Below are 23,619 nucleotides of genomic sequence, written 5' to 3'. Positions count from 1 at the left end.
ACCCGCGGCGACGGTGTCGTCAGCGGTGGAGTTCCTTGGCCATGCACACCGACTGGTCCTCGTCGCGGTACAACCCGAACTTCGGTACCAACGGCGTGTATCCGCTGGAGGTGTACAGGCCGATGGCTTCCGGTTGGCGCAGTCCGGTTTCCAGGACGAGCCGTCGTCGTCCCGCGGTGGCCGCCGTCTGCTCGATGGCAGCGAGGACTGCCCTCGCGACGCCGAGCCCTCGCGCGTCGGCACGGACGTACATGCGCTTGATCTCGGCATCGCCGGGGCGCAGGCCTACCGCCTCGGGACCCCCGCCCTCGTGCACTCGCCATCCACCCATTCCGACGACGGCCCCGTCCCGGACGGCTTTCAGGATCACTCCGGCGGGCGGGAGGAATTCCGCCACGTCGAGAGGCGTCTCGTCGGGACCGCCGTACCGACGCACGTACTCCTGCTGTACCTCGTCGATCATGGCGACGACGTCCTCGTCGTCCAGGCGTGTCGGAACGACGCTCAGAAGCTGGTCCACGCGGACGATCCTTTCCACGTCTCGCCGTCGACTGTCACGCCCGAGCCTGCGTGGACCGATCCGACGACGTGCCAACTCGCCGGAACATCGCCCGGAGCGAACGTCGCCAGGAGGACGTGGTCCTCGCCTCCGGACAGTGCCCACTCGACGGCGTCCTCGCCGAGCACCGTTGCTGCGCGGCACATCTCGTCGGTGACGGGCATCGCCTCGGACCGGATGTCGAGGCGGACGGCGGAGGCGGAGGCAAGGTGCGCGGCATCACCGACGACTCCGTCGGACACGTCGCACATCGCGGACGCCCCTGCCCGCGCAGCGAGGGGACCGTCCTCGGGATCGGCGGACGGAACCCGATGCGCTGCACGGAGATCCGGGAAGTCGTCGTTGCCCGCGCGATACGACGCCAGGCCCGCGGCCGACTGCCCGACGACTCCCGACAGTGCGAGCACGTCCCCGACGCGTGCGCCGGACCGAACGACCGCCGAGCGGCCTTCGAGATCGCCGAGTGCGGTGATCGACAGCACCAGACGTTCTCCCCCGGTCACGTCGCCCCCCACGATGGACGCGCCGACCCGGCCGGCCTCCTGCCACAGCCCGTCGGTGAGGCGGTCCAGATCCGCCACTGCCGTGGCCGACGGGCAGGACATCGACACCAGGAACCCGGTGCACCGAGCCCCCATGGCGGCGATGTCGGCTGCGTTCTGCGCGATCGCCTTCCGTCCCACGTCGTGGTGATCGGACCAGTCGAAACGGAAGTGTCGACCCTCCACGAGCATGTCGGTGGTGACCACGACTCTGCCGTCCGGAGCGTCGACGACGGCAGCGTCGTCACCCGGACCGATCGACACGGATGCAGGCCACGTGCGTCCCGCGGTGGCGCGGGCTATCAGGGCGAACTCTCCGATGGCCGCGACGGACGGTTCGTGGTCGGACAACTCGCACCTCTCGCTGGGAAACGGACACCGGCGCCGACGGAGCGCAGCGTGCTGCCGGAAAGCCTACGGCCACCGCGCGGGTAACGTTTTCCCGAGACCACCGTTCGCGGACAGATGCCACGAGATGAGGAACGACGCATGACGCAGGACCAACCGTCGGTGACCGACGAGTCGGCGACGGGCCTGCATCCGGCGCTCGTCGCGACCGCGATCGCACTCCCGGTCGCACTGGTCGTCGGCGTCCTGGTGGCAGCGGTGATGGCGAACCGCACTCCCGTCCGTGAGCCGGTTGCGGTCGGCGCGGTTCCCGCTCCGCTGTCCGAGAGCACGCAGTGCGCGGATCTGCTGGGCGCGTTGCCGGACTCGTTCGACACGTTCTCGCGGGCCGAGATGGTCCAGCCCGCACCGCCGGGGGCAGCCGCGTGGCAGTCGGACGAGACGACGGAGCCGATCGTGCTCCGGTGCGGACTCGACAGGCCGCTCGAATTCGACCAGGCCGCACGACTCGACGTCGTGGACGGCGTCCAGTGGTTCCAGATCTCGGGCGCCGACCAGGGACTCACGGCGAGCACCTGGTACGTCGTCGACCGGGCTGTCTACGCGGCAGCCACGATCCCGGACGGAACGGGACCGACACCGATCCAGGCGTTGTCGGCCGCGGTCACCGCCGCGCTCCCCCAGACGCCCCTCGATCCAGCGCCGATCAACTAACTTTTACTAGCGCAGTCCGGTCCCGCGGGCGAGAGCGGTGTCGACGAGCGTGCCGACCAGGTCGGAGTACTCGACGCCGGTGGCTCCCCACATGCGCGGGTACATCGAGATGGCGGTGAACCCGGGCATCGTGTTGATCTCGTTGATCACCGGGCCGTCCTCGGTCACGAAGAAGTCGACGCGAGCCAGACCCTGCAGGTCAAGAGCGGCGAAGGCGCGGACGGCGATGTCGCGGATGCGATCGGCCACACCGGGCTCCAGCTTCGCGGGAATGTCGAACTCGCAGACGTCGTCGAGGTACTTGCTGTCGAAGTCGTAGAACGCCGCCTCGGTACCGGCGTCCTCGGGCATCCGGATCTCGGCGATCGCGCTGGCGCGCACGGTGCCGTCCGGCATCTCGAGAACACCGCATTCCACCTCGCGCCCGACGATGCCGGACTCGATGACGACCTTCGGATCATGCTCCCGCGCAACGGCTACGGCGTGATCCAGTTGCTCCCAGTCGGTGATGCGGGTGATACCGATCGACGACCCGCCGCGTGCCGGTTTGACGAAGGCCGGAAGTCCGATGAGGGACCGCTCGTCGTCGGTCAGGGTCGACCGATCCCGGCGCAGAACGACCTGGGTGCCCACCGGCAGGCCCTCGGCCGCGAGAAGCTTCTTGGTGAATTCCTTGTCCATCGCGGCCGCGCTGGCCAGCACGCCGGGTCCCACGTAGGGCACTCCCGCCACCTCGAACAGACCCTGGACGGTTCCGTCCTCGCCGTACGCACCGTGCAGGACGGGGAAGACGACATCGACGTCCGCGACGACCTCACCGGACTCCACCCGCGTGATCCGACCGGGACTGCGAGGGTCGACACCCAGTGCGAGCGGTGCGGCGTCGGCGACACTGGGGAGTGCCCGGTCCCGGATCCGCAGGGACGCGAGATCCGACGTGCCCTCCACCCACGTCCCGTCGCGGGTGATACCGACGGGAATCACGTCGAAGCGGTCGGAGTCCAGTCGGTGCATGACGCTTCCGGCGGACACACAGGACACGGAGTGCTCGTTGCTGCGTCCGCCGTACACCACGGCCACCTTGATGCGATCGTTCACGGGAGAACCGTACCGGCGACCCGATCGGTCGGCACGACGCGGATCGCCGACACTCACTCGGGCTTGTGTCGACGCCCCAGCAGCGAGTGCACCGCGTCGGGCACGGACAACCCCTCGTGGCAGACGCGGTGGACCGCGTCGGTCAGCGGCATCTCCACGTCGTACGCCTCGGCGAGCGCCCGGATGGATGTGCAGGACTTCACACCTTCGGCCACCTGACCGTGCGCCGCTTCCTGCGCGCTCTCCAGCGAACCACCGGATCCGAGACGTTCGCCGAAGGTGCGATTACGCGAGAGCGGTGACGAGCACGTGGCCACCAGATCCCCCACGCCCGCGAGCCCGGCCAGCGTGGAGGGGTTCGCGCCGAGAGCGACCCCGAGGCGCGTGACCTCGGCGAGCCCGCGGGTGATGATGCTCGCGACCGAGTTCTCCCCGAACCCGACTCCCGCCGCCATGCCGCAGGCGAGGGCGATCACGTTCTTGCACGCACCGCCGATCTCGCAGCCGATGACGTCGGAGTTGGTGTACGGCCGGAAGTAACTCGTGGCACAGGCCGACTGGAGCGCGATCGCCCGATTCGAATCGGGGCACGCGATGACGGTGGCGGTCGGCTGCTCGGCCGCGATCTCCTTGGCCAGGTTGGGGCCCGACAACGTGCCGACGCGGCTGGGATCCGCGCCGGTCACCTGACAGATCACCTGCGACATGCGCATCAACGTCCCGGTCTCGATGCCCTTGGCGAGCGAGAGCAACGTGACGTCCGATCCCATCAGCGGCGCCCACTCGGCGAGGTTGGCGCGCAATGCCTGGGACGGCACCGCGAGGATCACCGTGCACGCGCCGTCCAACGCTTCCGCGGCGTCGTGCGTCGCACGGATGGCCGGCGGCAGGTCCACGCCGGGCAGATAGTCCTCGTTGCGGTGCTTGCTGTCGATGGACCTCGCGAGTTCCTCGCGCCTGGCCCACATGGTCACCTCGGTGCCCGCATCGGCCAGAACCTTGGCGAATGCGGTTCCCCAGGAACCGGAACCGAGCACCGCTGCCTTCACCATGGCCGAGCCTTCCGTCGTTCGTCGTCACTGTCGGGCCGCCCGGAACGTGTCCCGCCGCGGGCCCTGGCGGCTCACAGTAACCATGTCGGAGGCCCGCCGAACGAAGTCTGCAGTAATGCCGACTGGCAGGATCGACGCTCATGAGCACGCCCAGTCCGATCCCGACCGACACCGAGCCCCGGCCCGGTGTCCATCTGGTGCTCGCGGTCAAGAACCTGGTGGATGCCAAGAGCCGCCTGGCCACCACGTTTCCCGGACAGGAGCGCGCCGAGCTGGTTCTGGCGATGCTGCGGGACACCCTCGAGGCAGCATCGGCCGCGGAGGCGGTCACGGGCTGGTCGGTGGTGACTCCCGACGCCCGCGTCGCCCGCATCGCGGAATCGCTCGGCGGCCGCACCGTGTCCGAACCGGAGTCGGCGGGACGCACGACGGTCGAACGGCTCAACAGAGCACTGTCGGCCGCGGACGACGACGTGCGTCACGCCCACGGCGGTGACGTCATCGCGCTGCAGGCAGATCTTCCCGCCCTCACCACGGCCGAACTGGTTCAGGCGTACGCCGCCGCACCTCCCGACACCCGGTCGGTGGTCGTCGACCACACGGGAACAGGAACGTCCGCGCTGATCGTGCGTGGCCAGCCCCGACGCCTCGAACCCCGGTTCGGGCCCGATTCCGCTACCCGCCACGTCGATTCGGGCGCCCTGCCGCTGGCCGGCGAGTGGCCCGGACTGCGACTCGACGTCGACACCGCCGACGATGTCCGCGCGGCGCTCGCACTCGGCGTGGGGCCACACACCACGCGAGTTCTCGCCGAGCTGGGGTGGCGGGGAGTGTGACGGCGGAACTCGCGTCCGGTCGACTACTCACCGGAGCCGCGAGTGGGGGATGATCGACGCGTGAACAACGAGGCGATCGAGAAACTCCCCCCGGCCACCGCGCCGGAGAAGACCACCGAGCCCGCCGCCGACGAGTCGAGCGTGCCGCACGACGGCCGTCGCCCGTCCGCACCCACCGCTCCGCCGGCGGCGACGTCGGACACTCCGGTCCCCGTCGATCTCCTGCCGGAGGACCGTTACCTCAATCGCGAATTGAGTTGGCTGGACTTCAATTCTCGAGTTCTGGCCCTGGCCGAGGATTCCTCGCTTCCTCTTCTCGAGCGCGCGAAGTTCCTCGCGATCTTCGCCAGCAACCTCGACGAGTTCTACATGGTGCGTGTCGCCGGGCTCAAGCGTCGCGACGAGACCGGACTGTCCGTGCGCTCGGCGGACGGACTGTCTCCGCGCGAGCAACTCTCCCTGATCGCCCGGCGCACCCAGGAGATCGCGGATCGCCACGCCCGAACCTTCATCGACCGCATCCTGCCGGAGCTGGCGAACGAGGGCATCTCGGTCATCCGGTGGTCGGAAGTGACCACCGACGAACGTGCGCGGCTCACCCAGCACTTCACCGAACAGGTGTTCCCGGTGTTGACACCGCTCGCCGTCGACCCCGCCCACCCGTTCCCGTACATCAGCGGCCTGAGCCTCAACCTTGCTGTGACGGTCAAGGATTCGACCACTGGTGGCGAGCACTTCGCTCGTGTCAAGGTGCCGGACAACGTCGACCGTTTCGTCCAGTTGCGACGCGGTGACGCACCCGCCATTCCGGCGTTCCTCCCCATGGAGGAGCTCATCGCGGCTCACCTCGACGTGCTGTTCCCGGGACTGCAGATCGTGGAGCATCATGCGTTCCGCATCACCAGGAACGCTGATTTCGAGGTGGAGGAGGACCGCGACGAGGACCTGCTTCAGGCACTCGAGCGCGAGCTCGCCCGACGCCGTTTCGGCTCCCCCGTTCGCCTCGAGGTCGCCGACGACATGACCGAGCACATGCTCGATCTCCTGCTCCGCGAACTCGACGTCGATCCGGGTGACGTGATCCAGGTGCCGGGACTGCTGGACCTGTCGTGCCTGTGGCAGATCTACGGCGTCGACAAGCCCGTACTGAAGGACGCACCGTTCGTCCCGGCCACGCACCCCGCCTTCGGCGAGCGCGAGACTCCGCGCAGCATCTTCTCCACGGTGCGCGACGGCGACGTACTGCTGCACCATCCCTACGACTCGTTCTCCACCAGCGTCCAGCGATTCATCGAGCAGGCCGCCGCCGATCCCCATGTGTTGGCGATCAAGCAGACCCTCTACCGGACGTCCGGTGACTCCCCCATCGTGAACGCCCTGATCGCCGCCGCCGAGGCGGGCAAGCAGGTGGTGACGCTCGTGGAGATCAAGGCGCGCTTCGACGAGCAGGCCAACATCGCCTGGGCGCGCAAGCTCGAGCAGGCCGGGGTGCACGTCGTCTACGGCCTGGTCGGCCTCAAGACGCACTGCAAGACATGCCTCGTCGTGCGCCGTGAAGGGTCGACCATCCGCCGCTACTGCCACATAGGCACCGGCAACTACAACCCCAAGACTGCGCGCCTGTACGAGGACGTGGGTCTGATCACGGCGTCCGACGAGATCGGCGCCGATCTGACGGACCTGTTCAACTCCCTCACCGGGTACTCGCGCAAGGAGCACTACCGCAACCTGCTGGTGGCTCCCTTCGGCGTCCGGGCCGGCATCGTGGAACGCATCGAGGCCGAGGTTCGAGCCCACCAGGAAGGCAAGGATGCGCGTATCCGCCTGAAGGCGAACGCTCTCGTCGACGAACAGGTCATCGACGCGCTGTACTGGGCCTCCACCCAGGGCGTCCGCGTCGAGGTCATGGTGCGCGGCATCTGCGCTCTCAAGCCCGGTGTGCCGGGTCTGAGCGAGAACATCGAGGTCCGCTCCATCCTCGGTCGATTCCTCGAGCATTCGCGAGTGCTGCATTTCAAGGCTCTCGACGAATTCTGGATCGGCAGCGCGGACATGATGCACCGCAACCTCGATCGCCGCGTGGAAGTGATGGCCCAGGTGAAGGATCCGCGCCTGTCCGATCAACTGAACTCGGTGCTCGATTCCGCCATGGACGTGACGACGCGGTGCTGGGTGTTGCAGTCCGACGGGGCGTGGACAGCGTCACCGGCCGGCGGTGAGAAAGTTCGCGACCACCAGGTGTCCCTGATGCGGCAGCGCCGCTACACCGGTTCGTGAGGGTGGGGCGATGAGCACGTCGCGCGGACGCCGCGACATCGAACCGATCGCGGCGGCCGGTGCAGTGCTGTGGAGGGCGTCGGCCTCCGGCGACGAACCTGTCGTCGCGCTCGTGCACCGGCCGCGCTACGACGACTGGTCGTTGCCGAAGGGCAAGGTCGAGGCCGACGAGGTTCCGGCAGTCGCCGCGGTGCGAGAAGTACACGAGGAGACGGGCTTCCGCTGCGTTCTCGGGCACAGCCTCGGAAGTACCACCTACGCGATCCCGCGATCGAAGAAGACGAAGCACGTGGACTACTGGGCCGCCCGCGTCACCGACGGCCAGTTCGCCGTCAACGACGAGGTCGACGAACTGCAGTGGCTCACCCCGGCCGAGGCGCGGGAGTTGGCCACCTACGACGCCGATCGCGACGTCGTGGGCCGGTTCGCCCAGAACCCCGTACCCACCAGTACCGCTGTGCTGGTGCGTCATGCACGGGCCGGCAGCAAGGCGCGCTACAAGGGTGACGACGCCGAGCGGCCGCTCGACAGCGTCGGGGTGCGGCAGGCCGCTGCGCTGGTGCCGCTGATCCAAGCGTTCGGTGGCACGGACGGATTCACCGCCGAGCGGACACGGTGTATCCAGACCATCGCCCCGTGGGCGGAGTCCGTCGGCGTGGACCTGACCCTCGAACCGACGCTGACCGAGGAAGGCTATGCGCGCGACCCGGACAGGGGTCGCCGCCGCGCGAGGGAGATCGCGGGCGACGTGGCCGGTGTTCCGGTGATCTGCAGTCAGGGCAAGGTCATTCCCGACCTCATGCAGTGGTGGGCCGACAGCGACGGAATCGAACTCAGTCGGACCCGCTCGCGCAAGGCGAGCGTCTGGGTCCTGAGTTTCGTCGGAGGCGTTCTGGTGGCCGCCGACTACACCGACTCGCCGCTCCCCCGCCGCACCGACTCCTAGCTGTCACACCGCGACGAGCCCCGGTCCATGAGGACCGGGGCTCGTCGGCGTATCGGGGTCGAGCGAAGGTTACTTGCGCGCAGTACGTTTCGCCGGAGCCTTCTTGGCCGGAGCCTTCTTCGCCGGTGCAGCCTTCTTCGCGGGAGTGGTCTTCTTGGCCGCGGTCTTCGCCGGAGCCTTCGTTGCCGTGGTCTTCTTCGCGGCCGCGGTGGTGGTCTTCTTCGCAGCGGTCTTGGCGGGCGCCTTGGCTGCCGTCGTCTTCTTGGCGGCGGTCTTGGCGGGCGCCTTGGCTGCCGTCGTCTTCTTCGCTGCAGTCTTGGCAGGGGCCTTGGCGGGAGTCTTGGCCGCGGTGGTCTTCTTCGCTGCGGCAGTGGACTTCGCCGGCGCCTTCGCGGGTGCCTTGGCCGGAGTCTTCTTGGCGGCCGTCTTCTTGGCGGCTGCGGTCTTCTTCGCGGGAGCGGCGGATGCGCCACGCTTCACGGCGGGTCCGGTGGCGGACAGCTTCTGTCCACCGGCGATAACGGCCTTGAACTGAGCACCGGGACGGAAGGCGGGAACCGAGGTCGGCTTGACCTTGACGGTCTCACCCGTGCGCGGGTTGCGAGCGACGCGAGCAGCGCGACGACGCTGTTCGAAGACGCCGAATCCCGTGATGGTCACCGACTCCCCGCGGTGCACGGCACGCACGATGATGTCCACGATGTTCTCGACTGCGTCCGTGGCGGCGCGACGATCCGCACCGGTTTTCTCGGTCAACGCATCGATGAGTTCGGCCTTGTTCATCGGTATTTCCTCCGGTAACTGATTGGCCCGTCGTCGGACCGACTGAGTACCACGGTAAACCGGAAATGCCGAGTAGTCCACGAGCCACGCCAAATCGGTGTGTTAGCCGTAAACGTCGCGGACACAATGAGTGTCGCGCAACGGCCGCGGAGAGACCCGGAGAATTGCTAACGACCGGGGGCCGGAAGCGTCACCGGCTTCCATTCCGGGCGGGACTTCTCGAACTCGGAAATGGCCTCTACCTGGCGCAACGTCAGTGCGATGTCGTCCAGACCCTCGAGCAGACGCCACCGGGTGTAGTCGTCAATATCGAAGCGCACCACCAGGGTTCCGGCGCTGATCGTCTTCGTTTCCAGGTCGACCGTCAGTTCGAGACCGGGCTGCTCGTCGAGCAATTTCCACAGCAGTTCCACATCGGATTGCTCGACAACGGCGGCGAGAAGGCCCGCCTTTCCGGCGTTTCCGCGGAAGATATCGGCGAATCTGGAGGCGATGACGACCCGGAAACCGAAGTCCGAGAGCGCCCACACAGCGTGCTCGCGCGAGGACCCGGTACCGAAATCCGGACCCGCTACGAGAACCGAACCCCGGTCGAACGGAGCGACGTTGAGGATGAAGCCGGGGTCGGTGCGCCACCCGGCGAACAGACCGTCCTCGAAACCCGTTCGGGTGACTCGCTTGAGATAGACGGCCGGGATGATCTGATCGGTATCGACGTTGCTGCGACGCAACGGGACGCCGATTCCGGTGTGAGTGGTGAACGATTCCATGATGCGATCCTTTTCGGCAGCAGTACGCGAGAATGGTCGGGTCAGGTCAGATCCGCGGGAGCGGACAGACGTCCGCGTACCGCGGTCGCCGCGGCGACCGCGGGAGAGACGAGGTGGGTCCGACCACCTTTGCCCTGTCGCCCTTCGAAATTGCGGTTCGACGTCGACGCCGACCGCTCACCGGGGGCCAGTTGATCCGGGTTCATCCCGAGGCACATCGAGCACCCCGCCTGGCGCCATTCCGCGCCTGCCGCGACGAAGATGTCGCCGAGCCCCTCGTCCTCGGCCTGTGCACGCACTCGCATGGATCCCGGAACGACGAGCATGCGCACCCCGTCGGCCACCGTGCGACCCTCCAGGATCTTCGCTGCGACGCGGAGATCCTCGATCCGGCCGTTGGTGCAGGAACCGAGGAAGACGGTGTCCACGGAGATCTCCCGCAACGGCGTTCCGGCGGTGAGACCCATGTAGGTGAGCGCCTTCTCGGCCGACTGGCTCTCACCCTCGTCGACGATGTCCGCCGGATCCGGCACCGAGGCGCTGAGCGGAGCGCCCTGCCCCGGATTGGTGCCCCAGGTGACGAACGGTGTCAGCGCCGACCCGTCGATACGAACTTCCTTGTCGAACACCGCGCCCTCGTCGGTCACCAACGTCGACCATTCCGCGACGGCGCGGTCCCACAGGTCACCCGTCGGCGCATGCGGTCGTCCCTGGATGTAGTCGAAGGTGGTCTGGTCGGGGGCGATCATCCCGGCACGGGCGCCGGCTTCGATCGACATGTTGCAGATGGTCATCCGCGCTTCCATCGACAGCTTCTCGACGGCCTCCCCGCGGTATTCGATGACGTAGCCCTGGCCTCCGCCGGTACCGATCTGCGCGATGACGGCCAGGATGAGGTCCTTGCTGCCGACGTCGTCGCCCAGTTCACCGTCGACGGTGACGGACATGGTCTTGAACGGGCGCAGCGACAGGGTCTGCGTGGCCAGGACGTGTTCGACCTCGCTGGTGCCGATTCCCATTGCCAGAGCGCCGAATGCGCCGTGGGTCGAGGTGTGGCTGTCTCCGCAGACGACGGTCGTGCCCGGCTGGGTCAGTCCGAGCTGCGGGCCGATGATGTGCACGATGCCCTGATCGATGTCACCCATCGAATGCAGGCGGATACCGAATTCCTCGCAGTTGCGTCGCAACGTGTCCACCTGGGTGCGAGACACGAGATCGGCGATCGGCTGGTCGATGTCGACGGTCGGGACGTTGTGGTCCTCCGTGGCGATGGTCAGATCGGGCCGGCGGACCGGTCGGCCGGCCAGACGGAGTCCGTCGAACGCCTGGGGGCTGGTGACCTCGTGCACGAGGTGGAGGTCGATGTAGACGAGATCCGGCTTGGTCGCATCGCCTTCGCCGCCTCCGCGGACGACGACGTGCTGATCCCAGACCTTCTCTGCGAGCGTCTTCGGTGCCATGACTGCTACCTCTCCCGATACATCGAGCATCCGTGATACGTCGAGCAGCGATCCACACTCACCATCTCACGATGCGAGACGCTAGTATCGCTACATGGGACAGCATAGCGGCATCGGCGTTCTGGACAAAGCAGTGAGCGTGCTGCACGCGGTCTCGACGCAGCCCTGCAGCCTCGCCGACCTCTGCGCGCACACCGGTCTGCCCCGCGCGACCGCTCACCGGCTGGCGGTGGGACTCGAGATCCACCGGATGCTCGCCCGTGACAGCGACGGCCTGTGGCGACCCGGACCCGCCTTGGCGGAACTTGCCGACACCGCGGGCGATCCCGTCGTCGAGGCCGCGTCGACGGTGCTGCCCAGATTGCGCGAGATCACGGGCGAGAGCGTGCAGGTGTACCGGATCGACGGCACCGTCCGGGTGTGTGTGGCGGCCATGGAACCGCCGACGGGTCTGCGCGACACAGTGCTGGTGGGTGCCCGACTTCCGCTCACCGCGGGCTCCGGCGCCAAAGTCCTTCTCGCATGGGCCGACCCCGCCCTGCAGCGCGCCGTCCTTCCCGACGCCGCGTTCGGAGAGCGAGTCCTCGCGGACGTCCGCCGACGGGGGTGGGCTCAGAGTGCCGCGGAGCGGGAAGCGGGCGTCGCGAGTGTCGCCGCTCCCATCCGTGGGCGCGACGACCGAGTGGTGGCAGCGATCTCGGTGTCGGGGCCGATCGACCGGATGGGGCGACGGCCGGGGGTCCGATGGGCGGAAGATCTCCTCAAGGCCGCGGACGCCGTGCACAAGCGCCTGTAGAGGCCGGAGCGAACACCCCTGCCACGTACCGCACACCCCCTGCGGCGTGCGGCGGAGGGTGTGCGCCCACCAGACGGGGTGTGCACTCCGCACACGTGGAACCCCGGAAACGACTCGAGGACCACTGCGCATCGCAGTGGTCCTCGAATACTCTGTAGCCCCGACGGGATTCGAACCCGCGCTACCGCCTTGAGAGGGCGGCGTCCTAGGCCGCTAGACGACGGGGCCAGGAACTTGCCGTGTTATTCATTTCTGTGGAGCAACCGGGAGAGCGTAACCGGCCGAGAGCATCCGACAAAATCGGGTGTTTCTCTGCTGGGGTACCAGGACTCGAACCTAGAATGGCGGTACCAGAAACCGCTGTGTTGCCAATTACACCATACCCCAATGGCCTGTTCCGGCATGCTTCTCCGGACCGTTTCGGGCCGTGGAGAACACTACCAAACACCATGCCCGAATCACCAAATCGGCTGGTCAGCGGGCTGGATCCGCCACCGGCTCGCCTCCGGGCTCACCGAAGGTCACGTCGATCTCCTCGAAACCCTTGCTCTTCTGCGCCTCGGCGGCCGCCGTGTACGCGTCGCGGTCACCGTCGGTCAGCTCGACGTTGTCGGTGAACGGCGTCAGCAGCGACCGAGGGTGCAACCGGTCCGCACGCACCACGTTCACCTCGATGCACAGCACCAGGACGATGGACGCGACGTACAGGAACGCCAGGAGGCCGAGCACGATGGCGAAGACTCCGTTGGTCGTGTCCGCTCCCCCGACCACACTCTGGACGTAGTACCCGCCGAAGGTTTGGAGTGCCTGCCACAACAACGCAGCGATCAGGGCGCCGGGGAGGACCTGCTTCACCGTCACCGCTCGCGGTGTTCCCAGCCGGAAGGCGACGACGAACGTGGCGGTGTTGAGCACGATCGCCGCAATGGTCACGAACACCTGGGCAATGGTTCCGAAGAAGCCCGCGGCGTTGAATCCGTTGAGCACTGTCACACCGATGACGGCGGTTCCCACGGTGACCAGGAGTCCGAGGCCCCGCACCCGGGCCCTGATCGGGTCGGGGCGCTCGTTCTTGGGCACCGACCACGCCACGTTCATGGCGTTCTGGGCTGCGACGGCAACACCGAGGCCGCCGTACAGCGACCCCAGGATGCCGATGACGATGGCGCTCGAGCCACCGCTGAGTTTGTCCGGCTGACCGAGTTGCTCACCGATCAACGGGATCTGACTCATCGCCGAGTCGATGATCCGCTGCTGCAACTCGGGATTGCCGACGAGCACGATGCCGAGCACCGTGGAGAAGAGCAGGAGCAAGGGGAACAGCGAGATGAACCCGAAGTAGGCGATCAGGGCGGCGAGGTAGCCGCCCTGATCGTCGAAGAACTTGTAGAAGACGGCCAACGGGAAGCCGACAGCGGGATGACGCTGCTGGAACCGGTCGATCCTGTCGGTGATGCTCATTGCCGATCCCTTTCGAGCCGGTCGAACCAGCCGAGCCCCGCGGGGCGCGGTCAGACGATCGACGTACGTGCCGACCGCAGCCGGGCCAGCGATGTCTCGCGCCCCAGCAACACCATCGACTCGTACAGAGGCGGGCTGATGTGTGACCCGGTTACCGCGACGCGAACCGGCGCAAACGCTTTGCGTGGCTTGAGTTCCATGCCGTCGATCAGCGCAGTCTTGAGTGCACTCTCGAGCGCCTCGGCGGTCCACTCCGGAAGCGACTCCGCAGCCGCCACGGTGGCGTCGAGGACCGGCCCTGCATCGGCACCGAGATTCTTCGACGCGGACGCCGGGTCGATCGAGAACTGGTCCGCCGGAGCGAGCAGGAACTTCAGCAACCCCCACGCATCCGACAGGACGACGATGCGGGTCTGCACCAGTTCTGCCGCCTCGGCGAACACCTCGTCGGTCACCTCGATCGGATGACCGTGGGTCTCGAGGTAGCCGCGCAACCGTGCAGCGAAGTCGGACGGTTCGAGCATCCGGATGTGCTCGGCGTTGATCGCGTCGGCCTTCTTCTGATCGAAGCGCGCCGGATTGGAGTTGACGGAGGAGATGTCGAACGCCTGCACCATCTCCTCCAGCGAGAAGACGTCGCGGTCGTCGGAGAAACCCCATCCGAGCAGAGCGAGGTAGTTGAGCAGGCCCTCGGGAACGAATCCGCGCTCGCGGTGCAGGAAGAGATCCGCTTCCGGATCGCGCTTCGACAGCTTCTTGTTGCCCTGCCCCATCACGAACGGCAGATGCCCGAACTCGGGAATGCGATCGGCCACTCCGATGCGCACCAGTGCCTCGTAGAGGGCGATCTGGCGAGGAGTCGACGACAGCAGATCCTCGCCGCGCAACACGTGGGTGATCTTCATCAGCGCGTCGTCGACAGGATTGACCAACGTGTACAACGGAACACCGTTTCCGCGCGTCAGCGCGAAGTCGGGAACCGTGCCCGCTCGGAATGTGGTCTCGCCGCGGACGAGGTCGTTCCACGAGAGGTCGTGATCCGGCATCCGCAGGCGGACGACGGGCCCACGCCCCTCCTCGCGGAAGGCAGCCCGCTGCTCGTCGGTCAAGGTGCGATCGTGGTTGTCGAAGCCCAGCTTCGGATCCCGCCCGGCCGCGAGGTGTCGAGCCTCCACCTCCTCGGGGGTGGAGAAACTCTCGTACGCCTCGCCGGCATCGAGAAGCGACTGCACGACGGCGAGATGCTGATCGCGTCGCAAGGACTGACGGTAGGGCTCGTACGGCCCACCCACCTCGGGGCCCTCGTCCCACTCCAGACCCAACCACCGCAGCGCGTCGAGAAGCGCACGGTACGAGTCCTCGGAGTCACGAGCGGCGTCGGTGTCCTCGATACGGAACACGAATGCACCGCCGTGGTGACGGGCGAACGCCCAGTTGAAGAGTGCCGTTCGCACGAGACCGACGTGCGGAGTTCCGGTGGGAGACGGGCAGAACCGGACGCGGACATCCGACGTGATGCTCACTTGTCCACCACCGGGTTGCTCAGCGTGCCGATGCCCTCGATCTCGACGGAGACGGTCTGGCCCGCGACGATCGGACCCACACCTTCCGGCGTACCCGTCAGGATGACGTCGCCCGGGAGCAGCGTCATGACTGCGGAGATCCACTCGATGATCTCGGGGACCGTGTGGAGGAGGTCGGATGTGCGACCGCTCTGCTTGATCTCCCCGTCGACCGTGGTGCTGATCGCGAGATCCGATGCATCGAGCGAGGTCTCGATCCAGGGACCGAGAGGACAGAAGGTGTCGTGACCCTTCGCGCGTGTCCACTGACCGTCGTGACGCTGGTGATCGCGAGCGGTGACGTCGTTGGCGACGGTGTACCCCAGGATGACGTCCGCGGCGCGCGCAGCGGGGACGTCCTTGCAGGGCCGACCGATGACGACGGCGAGCTCGCCCTCGTAATGCACCTCGTTCGACGAGGCCGGACGCACGATGTTGGCGCCGGGCCCGACGATCGAGGTGTTGGGCTTGATGAAGATGACCGGATCCTGCGGTGCTTCCGATCCCATCTCGGCGGCGTGTGCCGCGTAGTTCTTGCCGATGCAGATCACCTTGCTCGCCAGGATGGGAGCCAGCAGGCGAACATCGGCGAGCGACCAGCTCCGTCCGGTGAAGGTGGGTGTGCCGAAGGGATGTTCGGCGATCTCCCTCGCGGTCCGGTCGTCGCCGTTGCCTTCTATGGCGACGAAGGCGACACCGTCGGGACTTGCTACTCGACCTAGACGCATGTGCGAAGTCTATCGACCCCGCACTCGCCTGTAGCATCGGCACGAGATGTTCACCATGCAGGACGGCAATCTCACATTCTGAGATCGGAGAAGCTATGACCGGGAGCCGGTCGATCGTGCAGCGCTACAGCGCGTCCGCGACAGGACGCTGGACCATGCTGATCATCGGCATGCTCACGACCGCCTCGACCGCGCTGCTCCTGAACGGTGCGGCCTTCCTCATTCCCGCGCTCCGCGATCAACGGGGCATGAGCCTCACCGAGGCCGGCATCGTCGTCGCCATGCCGACGACCGGCATCGTGCTGACCCTGTTCGCGTGGGGCGCGGTCGTCGACCGGATCGGCGAGCGTCGATCGTTGATCACCGGGTCCGCCCTGACAGCAGTAGCCGCGTTCTGCGCGGCCGCCACCGAGTCCACCGTCGCGCTCGCCGTCTTCCTCCTGCTCGGCGGCATGGCGGCGGCCAGCGTCAACTCCGCCACCGGCCGGGTCGTCGTGGGGTGGTTCCCGCCGCACCGCCGTGGCCTCGCCATGGGTATCCGGCAGATGTCACTGCCCCTCGGAGTTGCTCTGTCCGCGTTGCTGATTCCCGGAATAGCGCGTGACCACGGAGTCAGCAGCGCCATGCTGCTACCCGCCGTCGCCTCCACCGTGGGGGCGATCGCCTGTGTGATCGGAGTCTTCGACCCCCCGAGACCGTCGCGTACCGCGTCCTCCAGTGCGGAGTTGCTGGCAAACCCCTATCGGGGACGTCGCGACCTGTGGCGCATCCACGCGGCGTCGGTGGCACTGGTGGTGCCCCAGTACGTGGTGTGGACGTTCTCGTTGGTGTGGCTGGTGGATCAGCGCGAGTGGTCCCCCGCTGCCGCCGGCATCCTGATCACGGTCGCCCAGGTACTCGGGGCGTTCGGCCGGATCGGGGTGGGCGCCGTCTCGGATCGGGTCGGAAGTCGACTCGGACCCATGCGCTGGGTAGCCGCGGCGGTGGTGACCGTCATGGTTGTGCTGGCAGTCGCCGATGCCGCGGGCTGGTCGGTCTCGGTCGTCGTGCTGGTCGTGGCATCGGTCGCCACCGTCTCCCCCAACGGCCTCGCGTTCACCGCCGTCGCCGAACGCGCCGGACCGTTCTGGAGCGGTCGAGCGCTGGGCGCGCAGAACACCAGCCAGTTCATCGCCGCATCGGCGGTGCCACCAATGTTCGGGGCGTTGATCACCCATACGTCGTACCCGGTGGCCTTCGCGGTGTCGGCGATCGTGGCGGCCGCCGCGGTGCCCACGATTCCTCGTGAGCACCGCCGCCGGCTACACCAGTGAGGCGATGCGGTCTCCGATGACCGACGTGCGTCCGGGATCGCCCGCGGTGCGAGTCGAGAGATCCTGTGCCACAGCGGCTTCGACGCGTGCCGCGGCATCGTCCTGACCCAGATGGGCCAGCAACAACGACACGGACAGGATTGCGGCCGTCGGATCGGCGATGCCCTTGCCCGCGATGTCCGGGGCACTGCCGTGGACCGGTTCGAACATGCTCGGGTTGGTGCGGGTGGCGTCGATGTTGGCGCTCGCCGCCAGCCCGATACCACCGGCGACCGCAGCGGCGAGGTCGGTGATGATGTCGCCGAACAGGTTGTCGGTCACGATGACGTCGAAGCGGCCCGGGTCTGTCACCAGGTGGATCGTCGCCGCGTCGATGTGCTGGTAGGCGACCTCGACCTCGGGAAATTCGCCGGCCACCTCGTCGACGGTCCGCTGCCAGAGCGAGCCCGCGAAGCCGAGCACGTTGGTCTTGTGCAGCAGGGTCAGATGCTTACGGCGACCCATCGCGCGCGCGAACCCGTCGCGGACCACACGCTCCACACCGAAGCGCGTGTTCAGGCTGACCTCGGTGGCCACCTCGTGCGGCGTGCCGACGCGGATGGCGCCCCCGTTGCCGGTGTACGGACCTTCGGTGCCCTCACGCACGACCACGATGTCGACCGGTTTGTTGCCCGCGAGCGGACCGACGACACCCGGGTACAACTTGGACGGCCGCAGGTTGATGTGGTGATCCAGTGCGAAACGCGCCGTCAGCAGCAGTCCCCGCTCGAGAACACCACTGGGTACCGACGGGTCGCCGATGGCGCCCAGCAGGATCGCGTCGTGTCCGCGCAACTCCTCGAGCACCGACGGGGGAAGGATCTCCCCCGTCGCGTGATACCGGCGAGCGCCCAGGTCGTACTCGGTGATCTCGGCACCTGGTACGACGATGTCGAGAACCTTGAGAGCCTCGGCCACCACCTCGGGTCCGATGCCGTCTCCGGCCACCACTCCCAGCTTCATCGAAGTCCCCTCGTTCGGCGTCGACATCAGGACAGGTCGACGAGCTCGATGGTCGTCGCGCCGACGGACGCGGCGATCGAGTCCCGGACGTCCTGCGAGACGTCGCGATCGACGCGCAGCAGGATGGTCGCGCTGCCACCCTCGGCATCCTGGCTCAGCGCAGCGGCGGCGATGTCGATTCCCGCGTCACCGAGTGCGGTGCCGATACGTCCGAGCGAGCCCGGACGATCGCCGTACGTGACGATGAGGTTCTTGCCCTCGGCGCGCAGATCGAAATTGCGGCCGTTGATGTTGACGATCTTCTCCACGTGCTGCGGGCCCGTGAGGGTGCCCGCGACGTTGATGACGCTCCCGTCGCCGTAGACGGCACGCACGTCGACGACGCTGCGGTGGTTCGGGCTCTCGCTGGCCGTGCTGACCTCGGCCGTGACGCCACGTTCCTGCGCCAATGACGGAGCGTTGACGAAGGTGACGGCGTCCTCGATGACGGCGGAGAACAATCCGCGCAGCGCCGACAGCTTCAGAATGTCGACGTCCTCGGACGCCAGTTCGCCCCGCACGTCCACCGACAGCGACGTCGGCAACTCGTCGGACAGCGCGCCGACGAGGACGCCCTGCTTGCGCACGATGTCGAGCCAGGGAGCGACTTCCTCGCCGACGGATCCACCGGACACGTTGACGGCGTCCGGGACGAATTCGCCTGCGAGAGCGAGCAGTACGGACTTCGCGACATCGGTTCCGGCGCGGTCCTGGGCCTCGGTGGTGGATGCACCGAGGTGGGGCGTCACGACGACCTGGGGAAGCTCGAACAGCGGGCTGTCCGTGCACGGCTCGGTGGCGTACACGTCGAGGCCGGCGGCGAACACGTGACCACTGACGATGGCGTCGGCGAGCGCCTGCTCGTCGACCAGGCCGCCGCGAGCGGCGTTGACGACGATGACGCCCTTCTTGGTCTTGGCCAGTGCTTCCTTACCGATCAGACCCTTCGTCTCGGGGGTCTTCGGCAGGTGCACCGAGAACATGTCGGCGCGCTCGAGCAGCTCGTCCAGGGTGACCAGCTCGATGCCGAGCTGGGCCGCGCGAGCCGGGGAGACGTAGGGGTCGTACGCGATGATGTGGGTCTCGAACGCGGCGAGACGCTGTGCGAAGAGCTGACCGATACGGCCGAGCCCGACCACACCGACGGTCTTGCCGAAGATCTCGACACCGTTGAACTTGCTGCGCTTCCACTCGTGCTGACGCAGCGTGGCGTCGGCGGCGGGGATCTGGCGAGCAGCCGAGAGCAGCAGCGTCACCGCGTGCTCTGCGGCGGTGTGGATGTTGGACGTGGGGGCGTTGACGACGAGCACGCCGCGCTCGGTCGCTGCGGGGACGTCGACGTTGTCCAGGCCGACGCCGGCGCGGGCGACGATCTTGAGCTTGGTTCCGGCAGCGAGCACCTCGGCGTCGACCGTGGTCGCGGAGCGGACCAGGATGGCGTCGGCATCGGGGACCGCGGCGAGGAGAGCCGGACGATCCGGACCGTCCACCCACCGGACCTCGACTCCGTCGCCGAGTGCCTCGACGGTGGACTGCGCAAGTTTGTCGGCGATGAGGACGATGGGGCGGCCTGGCTGGCTCACGTGAAGAACTCCCTGATCAGGTGACGGAGAAGAGGTGTGGTTCCGGATTCGTGCGGGCGTCAGCCTAGTGGCCGAGCCGCGACCCGACGCAGGGCACCCGAGGTCGACGAACTCGACCGCGGGTGCCCCGTGTCAGAAATGCGAGAGTCAGGCCGTCTCGGTGATGGGACGGTCGACCCAGCTCATCAGGTCGCGCAGCTTCTTGCCGGTGACCTCGATGGGGTGCTCGGCGTTCTCCTTGCGGAGGCCTTCGAGCTCGGTGTTGCCGTTCTCGACGTTGGCGACGAGGCGGCGGGTGAACTCACCGGACTGGATGTCGGCGAGGATGGCCTTCATCCGCTCCTTGGTGCCGGCGTCGATGACGCGCGGTCCGGAGAGGTAGCCACCGAATTCCGCGGTGTCGGACACCGAGTAGTTCATGCGAGCGATGCCGCCCTCGTACATCAGGTCGACGATCAGCTTGAGCTCGTGCAGAACCTCGAAGTACGCCATCTCGGGCGCGTAGCCGGCCTCGACCATGACCTCGAAACCGGTCTTGACCAGTTCCTCGGTGCCGCCGCACAGCACGGCCTGCTCGCCGAAGAGGTCGGTCTCGGTCTCTTCCTTGAAGGTGGTCTTGATGACGCCGGCGCGGGTGCCGCCGATGCCGCGGGCGTAGGACAGCGCGAGCGCCTGCCCTTCACCCTTGGGGTCCTGATCGATGGCGATGAGCGCGGGAACGCCCTTGCCGTCGACGAACTGACGGCGCACGAGGTGGCCGGGCCCCTTGGGGGCGACCATGCCGACGGTGATGTTGGCCGGGGCCTCGATCAGCTTGAAGTGGATGTTGAGGCCGTGACCGAAGAACAGCGCGTCGCCGTCCTTGAGGTTCGGCTCGATGTCGTCCTTGAAGATCTGCGCCTGGGCGGTGTCCGGAGCGAGCAGCATGATGACGTCGGCCCACTCGGAGACCTCCGCCGGCGTACCCACACCGAGACCCTGCTCGGCAGCCTTGTCACGCGACTTGGAGCCTTCCTTGAGGCCGATGCGGACATCGACGCCCGAGTCGCGCAGGCTCAGCGAGTGCGCGTGGCCCTGGCTTCCGTACCCGATCACAGCGACCTTGCGGCCCTGGATGATCGAGAGATCGGCATCGTCGTCGTAGAACATCTCGACTGCCACTGTGGTTTCCTCCTACATCTGTCCCGGTCGAATGTGACCGGGTACTCGAAACTACTGGGTTGGGTGTCTAGCGGGACGCGGTGATGGACTTGGGTCCGCGTCCGACGGCGACGACTCCGGACTGCACGATCTCTCGCACTCCGTACGGGTCGAGCATCCGCAGCAATGCCTCGAGCTTGGACCGGGTGCCCGTCGCCTCGACCGTGACAGCCTCGGGTGAGACGTCGATGACCTTGGCGCGGAACAGATTCACCGTCTCGATGACCTCGCTGCGCACGCTGGCATCGGCACGCACCTTGATCAGCACCAGCTCGCGAGCGACCGACGAGTCGGCCTCCTGCTCGACGATCTTGATGACGTTGACCAGCTTGTTGAGCTGCTTGGTCACCTGCTCGAGGGGGAACTCGTCCACGGTGACCACGATGGTCATGCGGGAGATCTCGGGAATCTCGGTGCCGCCCACCGCCAACGAAGCGATGTTGAATCCGCGGCGCGAGAACAACGACGCGACGCGCGCGAGAACGCCCGGCTTGTCCTCCACGAGGACACTCAGGGTGTGACTGGTGCTCACAGGTCGATACCTTTCGCGTTCGCGCCCTGAGCCGCTTCGGTGACGTCGCCGACCGAACCGGGCTCCTGCGCGGCTTCCTCGTCGTTGTCGAACAGCGGGCGGATTCCGCGCGCGGCCATGATCTCGGAGTTGCCGGTGCCCGCGGCGACCATGGGCCACACCTGGGCATCCTTGCCGACGATGAAGTCGATGACCACCGGACGGTCGTTGATGGCACGAGCCTGAGCGATGACGGCGTCCACGTCTTCCTCACGCTCGCAGCGCAGTCCGACACAGCCGAGCGCCTCCGCGAGCTTGAGGAAGTCCGGGATGCGCACCGTTCCGTGCGTGCCCAGCTCGGTGTTGGAGTACCGCTCCTCGTAGAACAGCGTCTGCCACTGGCGGACCATGCCCAGGTTGCCGTTGTTGATGACGGCGACCTTGATCGGGATGCCCTCGACCGCGCAGGTCGCGAGTTCCTGGTTGGTCATCTGGAAGCAGCCGTCGCCGTCGATGGCCCACACCTCGGTGTCGGGCAGACCCATCTTGGCGCCCATGGCGGCGGGCACGGCGTAGCCCATCGTGCCCAGTCCACCCGAGTTGAGCCACGTGCGCGGCTTCTCGTAGCTGATGAACTGCGCAGCCCACATCTGGTGCTGGCCGACGCCGGCACAGTAGATCGCATCCGGTCCGGCGAACTTGCCGATGGACTGGATCACGAACTCCGGCGACATCGCACCGTCGGAAGGCCGGTCGTAGCTCAACGGGTACGTGCGACGCACGTTGTCGAGGTAGGTCCACCAGTCGGCGAGGTCCAGCGTCGTGCCGGTGGCCTGGTCGGCACGGATGGCCTCGATGAGCTCGACGATGACCTCGCGGCAGTCGCCCACGATCGGCACGTCGGCGAACCGGTTCTTGCCGATCTCGGCGGGATCGATGTCCGCGTGGACGACCTTCGCCTCGGGGGCGAAGGAATCGAGCTGTCCGGTCACGCGGTCGTCGAAGCGAGCACCGAGCGTGATCAGCAGATCACTCTTCTGCAGTGCGGCCACCGCGGCCACGGTGCCGTGCATGCCGGGCATACCGAGGTTCAGGTCGTGGCTGTCCGGGAAGACGCCGCGTGCCATCAGCGTCGTCACGACGGGGATGCCCGTGAGCTCCGCCAGCTCGAGCAGCTCCGGCGACGAGTTCGACTTGATGATGCCGCCGCCGCAGTACAGCACCGGCTTCTTCGCAGCCGCAATGAGTCGAGCTGCCTCGCGCACCTGCTTGCCGTGCGGCTTGGTCACCGGGCGGTAGCCGGGCAGCTTCATCTCCGGCGGCCACGAGAACGTGGTCTGCGCCTGCAGCACGTCCTTGGGGATGTCGACGAGGACAGCACCCGGTCGACCGGACGACGCGAGGTAGAAGGCCTCGGCGATCATGCGCGGGATGTCGATCGGATCGGTGATCAGGAAGTTGTGCTTCGTGACCGGCATCGTGATGCCGGAGATGTCGGCTTCCTGGAACGCGTCGGTGCCGATCAGCGCGCGGCCGACCTGACCGGTGATGGCGACGATCGGGACCGAGTCCATCTGCGCGTCGGCAAGCGGGGTGACCAGGTTGGTGGCACCCGGACCGGACGTGGCGATGCAGACGCCGACCCGACCTGTGGCCTGGGCGTATCCGGTCGCAGCGTGTCCCGCACCCTGCTCGTGGCGCACCAGGACGTGCCGCACCTTCGTGGAATCGAGGAGCGGATCGTAGACGGGAAGAACGGCACCACCCGGAATGCCGAAGACGACATCTACATCGAGTTCTTCGAGCGCACGGACGACGGACTTGGCGCCCGTCACGCGCTCGGGGGGCAGGGGACGACGCGTCGGCGTCGCGGACGGCGTGGGGCGATCGGCGGCAGGCGTGACCTTGCGTGCTGCCGGGCCGGGCCGGGCGGTGGGTGCGCTCACTGGTGCTTCCTTAGATCTTCATCCGGGCAAGAAAAAACCCTCGCCAGCAGATGCTGTACGAGGGTGGCGCGTCATGGCTGAGCGTGAAGTGTT

General features: G+C 67.3%; 21 protein-coding genes and 2 tRNA genes. 6 read left to right on the top strand and 17 right to left on the bottom strand.

Going from position 1 to position 23,619, the window contains the following annotated elements; genetic code table 11:
• Window positions 1-19 precede the first annotated feature (19 nt).
• Window positions 20-520, bottom strand: coding sequence for a GNAT family N-acetyltransferase (locus AC0IX4_RS10600; protein WP_471828924.1), 501 nt, complete (start codon window positions 518-520; stop codon window positions 20-22).
• On the bottom strand, window positions 505-1,452 hold the full coding sequence (locus AC0IX4_RS10595) for a thiamine-phosphate kinase (protein WP_471828923.1): 948 nt from the start codon (window positions 1,450-1,452) through the stop codon (window positions 505-507). Before AC0IX4_RS10595 ends, AC0IX4_RS10600 begins: the two co-directional genes overlap by 16 nt.
• Before the next feature lie 138 nt (window positions 1,453-1,590).
• Here AC0IX4_RS10595 and AC0IX4_RS10590 point away from each other — a divergent pair, with 138 nt between their 5' ends.
• Entirely contained in the window at window positions 1,591-2,163 is a 573-nt protein-coding gene (locus AC0IX4_RS10590) for a DUF3515 domain-containing protein (protein WP_471828922.1), read from the top strand.
• A 6-nt stretch (window positions 2,164-2,169) separates the two neighbouring features.
• On the opposite strand, the gene AC0IX4_RS10585 is transcribed toward AC0IX4_RS10590, so the two are convergent.
• Both AC0IX4_RS10585 and AC0IX4_RS10580 read right to left on the bottom strand, forming a co-directional pair.
• Window positions 2,170-3,261: a D-alanine--D-alanine ligase family protein gene (locus AC0IX4_RS10585; RefSeq protein WP_471828921.1), complete on the bottom strand. Its 1,092-nt coding sequence runs from the start codon at window positions 3,259-3,261 to the stop codon at window positions 2,170-2,172.
• Between the two features lie 53 nt (window positions 3,262-3,314).
• The gene (locus AC0IX4_RS10580) at window positions 3,315-4,313 is read right to left on the bottom strand and encodes an NAD(P)H-dependent glycerol-3-phosphate dehydrogenase (RefSeq protein WP_042576513.1); all 999 of its coding nucleotides are present in this window, start codon (window positions 4,311-4,313) and stop codon (window positions 3,315-3,317) included.
• A 140-nt stretch (window positions 4,314-4,453) separates the two neighbouring features.
• Between AC0IX4_RS10580 and cofC the strand changes: the two genes are divergently transcribed.
• Genes cofC through AC0IX4_RS10565 form a run of 3 tightly spaced genes read left to right on the top strand, consistent with a single transcriptional unit; the run spans window position 4,454 to window position 8,372 of the window.
• A complete protein-coding gene (gene cofC, locus AC0IX4_RS10575; protein WP_471828920.1) occupies window positions 4,454-5,149 on the top strand; it encodes a 2-phospho-L-lactate guanylyltransferase in 696 nt (231 codons plus the stop codon).
• Window positions 5,150-5,191: 42 nt separating this feature from the next.
• The gene (locus AC0IX4_RS10570; protein WP_471828919.1) at window positions 5,192-7,426 is read left to right on the top strand and encodes an RNA degradosome polyphosphate kinase; all 2,235 of its coding nucleotides are present in this window, start codon (window positions 5,192-5,194) and stop codon (window positions 7,424-7,426) included.
• A 10-nt stretch (window positions 7,427-7,436) separates the two neighbouring features.
• Window positions 7,437-8,372 carry an NUDIX hydrolase gene (locus tag AC0IX4_RS10565; protein WP_056075994.1) on the top strand — a complete coding sequence of 312 codons (936 nt, stop codon included), beginning with the start codon at window positions 7,437-7,439 and terminating at the stop codon, window positions 8,370-8,372.
• A gap of 69 nt (window positions 8,373-8,441) precedes the next feature.
• On the opposite strand, the gene AC0IX4_RS10560 is transcribed toward AC0IX4_RS10565, so the two are convergent.
• The 3 genes from AC0IX4_RS10560 to leuC all read right to left on the bottom strand — a co-directional run bounded on the left by AC0IX4_RS10560 (window position 8,442) and on the right by leuC (window position 11,385).
• Window positions 8,442-9,155, bottom strand: a complete 714-nt coding sequence (locus AC0IX4_RS10560) for an HU family DNA-binding protein (protein ID WP_056075990.1) — start codon at window positions 9,153-9,155, stop codon at window positions 8,442-8,444.
• Between the two features lie 167 nt (window positions 9,156-9,322).
• A complete protein-coding gene (gene leuD / locus AC0IX4_RS10555) occupies window positions 9,323-9,925 on the bottom strand; it encodes a 3-isopropylmalate dehydratase small subunit (RefSeq protein WP_042576509.1) in 603 nt (200 codons plus the stop codon).
• 41 nt (window positions 9,926-9,966) lie between these two features.
• The gene (gene leuC / locus AC0IX4_RS10550; RefSeq protein WP_056075988.1) at window positions 9,967-11,385 is read right to left on the bottom strand and encodes a 3-isopropylmalate dehydratase large subunit; all 1,419 of its coding nucleotides are present in this window, start codon (window positions 11,383-11,385) and stop codon (window positions 9,967-9,969) included.
• Between the two features lie 94 nt (window positions 11,386-11,479).
• On the opposite strand from leuC, the gene AC0IX4_RS10545 reads away from it, so the two are divergent.
• Window positions 11,480-12,181 carry an IclR family transcriptional regulator gene (locus AC0IX4_RS10545; protein ID WP_042576507.1) on the top strand — a complete coding sequence of 234 codons (702 nt, stop codon included), beginning with the start codon at window positions 11,480-11,482 and terminating at the stop codon, window positions 12,179-12,181.
• Window positions 12,182-12,336: 155 nt separating this feature from the next.
• Here AC0IX4_RS10545 and AC0IX4_RS10540 read toward each other — a convergent pair.
• The 5 genes from AC0IX4_RS10540 to AC0IX4_RS10520 form a co-directional block, all read right to left on the bottom strand.
• Window positions 12,337-12,409: transfer RNA gene (locus tag AC0IX4_RS10540), tRNA-Glu, on the bottom strand.
• Between the two features lie 87 nt (window positions 12,410-12,496).
• Window positions 12,497-12,568 (bottom strand) — tRNA-Gln (locus tag AC0IX4_RS10535).
• 87 nt (window positions 12,569-12,655) lie between these two features.
• The gene (locus AC0IX4_RS10530) at window positions 12,656-13,642 is read right to left on the bottom strand and encodes a YihY/virulence factor BrkB family protein (RefSeq protein WP_042576506.1); all 987 of its coding nucleotides are present in this window, start codon (window positions 13,640-13,642) and stop codon (window positions 12,656-12,658) included.
• A gap of 50 nt (window positions 13,643-13,692) precedes the next feature.
• A complete protein-coding gene (gltX, locus tag AC0IX4_RS10525) occupies window positions 13,693-15,165 on the bottom strand; it encodes a glutamate--tRNA ligase (RefSeq protein WP_471828918.1) in 1,473 nt (490 codons plus the stop codon).
• The gene (locus tag AC0IX4_RS10520) at window positions 15,162-15,932 is read right to left on the bottom strand and encodes a fumarylacetoacetate hydrolase family protein (RefSeq protein ID WP_056075977.1); all 771 of its coding nucleotides are present in this window, start codon (window positions 15,930-15,932) and stop codon (window positions 15,162-15,164) included. Before AC0IX4_RS10520 ends, gltX begins: the two co-directional genes overlap by 4 nt.
• Window positions 15,933-16,027: 95 nt before the next feature.
• Between AC0IX4_RS10520 and AC0IX4_RS10515 the strand changes: the two genes are divergently transcribed.
• Complete coding sequence (locus tag AC0IX4_RS10515) at window positions 16,028-17,245, top strand: MFS transporter (RefSeq protein WP_056075974.1); 1,218 nt, start codon at window positions 16,028-16,030, stop codon at window positions 17,243-17,245.
• Here AC0IX4_RS10515 and AC0IX4_RS10510 read toward each other — a convergent pair.
• The 5 genes from AC0IX4_RS10510 to AC0IX4_RS10490 form a co-directional block, all read right to left on the bottom strand.
• Window positions 17,234-18,247, bottom strand: coding sequence for a 3-isopropylmalate dehydrogenase (locus tag AC0IX4_RS10510; protein ID WP_042576541.1), 1,014 nt, complete (start codon window positions 18,245-18,247; stop codon window positions 17,234-17,236). The two genes, AC0IX4_RS10515 and AC0IX4_RS10510, sit on opposite strands and share 12 nt — an antisense overlap.
• 26 nt (window positions 18,248-18,273) lie before the next feature.
• A complete protein-coding gene (serA, locus tag AC0IX4_RS10505) occupies window positions 18,274-19,869 on the bottom strand; it encodes a phosphoglycerate dehydrogenase (RefSeq protein ID WP_042576503.1) in 1,596 nt (531 codons plus the stop codon).
• A gap of 147 nt (window positions 19,870-20,016) precedes the next feature.
• Window positions 20,017-21,018 carry a ketol-acid reductoisomerase gene (ilvC, locus tag AC0IX4_RS10500; RefSeq protein WP_197074845.1) on the bottom strand — a complete coding sequence of 334 codons (1,002 nt, stop codon included), beginning with the start codon at window positions 21,016-21,018 and terminating at the stop codon, window positions 20,017-20,019.
• A 79-nt stretch (window positions 21,019-21,097) separates the two neighbouring features.
• Window positions 21,098-21,601, bottom strand: a complete 504-nt coding sequence (ilvN, locus tag AC0IX4_RS10495; protein WP_042576501.1) for an acetolactate synthase small subunit — start codon at window positions 21,599-21,601, stop codon at window positions 21,098-21,100.
• Entirely contained in the window at window positions 21,598-23,526 is a 1,929-nt protein-coding gene (locus AC0IX4_RS10490; RefSeq protein ID WP_042576500.1) for an acetolactate synthase large subunit, read from the bottom strand. Before AC0IX4_RS10490 ends, ilvN begins: the two co-directional genes overlap by 4 nt.
• Window positions 23,527-23,619: the final 93 nt, after the last annotated feature.

Source organism: Rhodococcus sp. AC861 (assembly GCF_979256035.1).
Note: the sequence above shows the minus strand (reverse complement) of the source record. Positions and strands in the feature narration are given on the sequence as shown.

Excerpts from the sequence above, each read along its gene's own strand:
- AC0IX4_RS10590 (WP_471828922.1), top strand. The coding sequence starts at position 1,591 with ATGACGCAGGACCAACCGTCGGTGACCGACGAGTCGGCGACGGGCCTG.
- AC0IX4_RS10580 (WP_042576513.1), bottom strand. The coding sequence starts at position 4,313 with ATGGTGAAGGCAGCGGTGCTCGGTTCCGGTTCCTGGGGAACCGCATTC.
- cofC (WP_471828920.1), top strand. The coding sequence starts at position 4,454 with ATGAGCACGCCCAGTCCGATCCCGACCGACACCGAGCCCCGGCCCGGT.
- AC0IX4_RS10565 (WP_056075994.1), top strand. The coding sequence starts at position 7,437 with ATGAGCACGTCGCGCGGACGCCGCGACATCGAACCGATCGCGGCGGCC.
- AC0IX4_RS10560 (WP_056075990.1), bottom strand. The coding sequence starts at position 9,155 with ATGAACAAGGCCGAACTCATCGATGCGTTGACCGAGAAAACCGGTGCG.
- leuD (WP_042576509.1), bottom strand. The coding sequence starts at position 9,925 with ATGGAATCGTTCACCACTCACACCGGAATCGGCGTCCCGTTGCGTCGC.
- leuC (WP_056075988.1), bottom strand. The coding sequence starts at position 11,385 with ATGGCACCGAAGACGCTCGCAGAGAAGGTCTGGGATCAGCACGTCGTC.
- AC0IX4_RS10545 (WP_042576507.1), top strand. The coding sequence starts at position 11,480 with ATGGGACAGCATAGCGGCATCGGCGTTCTGGACAAAGCAGTGAGCGTG.
- AC0IX4_RS10530 (WP_042576506.1), bottom strand. The coding sequence starts at position 13,642 with ATGAGCATCACCGACAGGATCGACCGGTTCCAGCAGCGTCATCCCGCT.
- AC0IX4_RS10520 (WP_056075977.1), bottom strand. The coding sequence starts at position 15,932 with ATGCGTCTAGGTCGAGTAGCAAGTCCCGACGGTGTCGCCTTCGTCGCC.
- AC0IX4_RS10515 (WP_056075974.1), top strand. The coding sequence starts at position 16,028 with ATGACCGGGAGCCGGTCGATCGTGCAGCGCTACAGCGCGTCCGCGACA.
- AC0IX4_RS10510 (WP_042576541.1), bottom strand. The coding sequence starts at position 18,247 with ATGAAGCTGGGAGTGGTGGCCGGAGACGGCATCGGACCCGAGGTGGTG.
- ilvC (WP_197074845.1), bottom strand. The coding sequence starts at position 21,018 with ATGTTCTACGACGACGATGCCGATCTCTCGATCATCCAGGGCCGCAAG.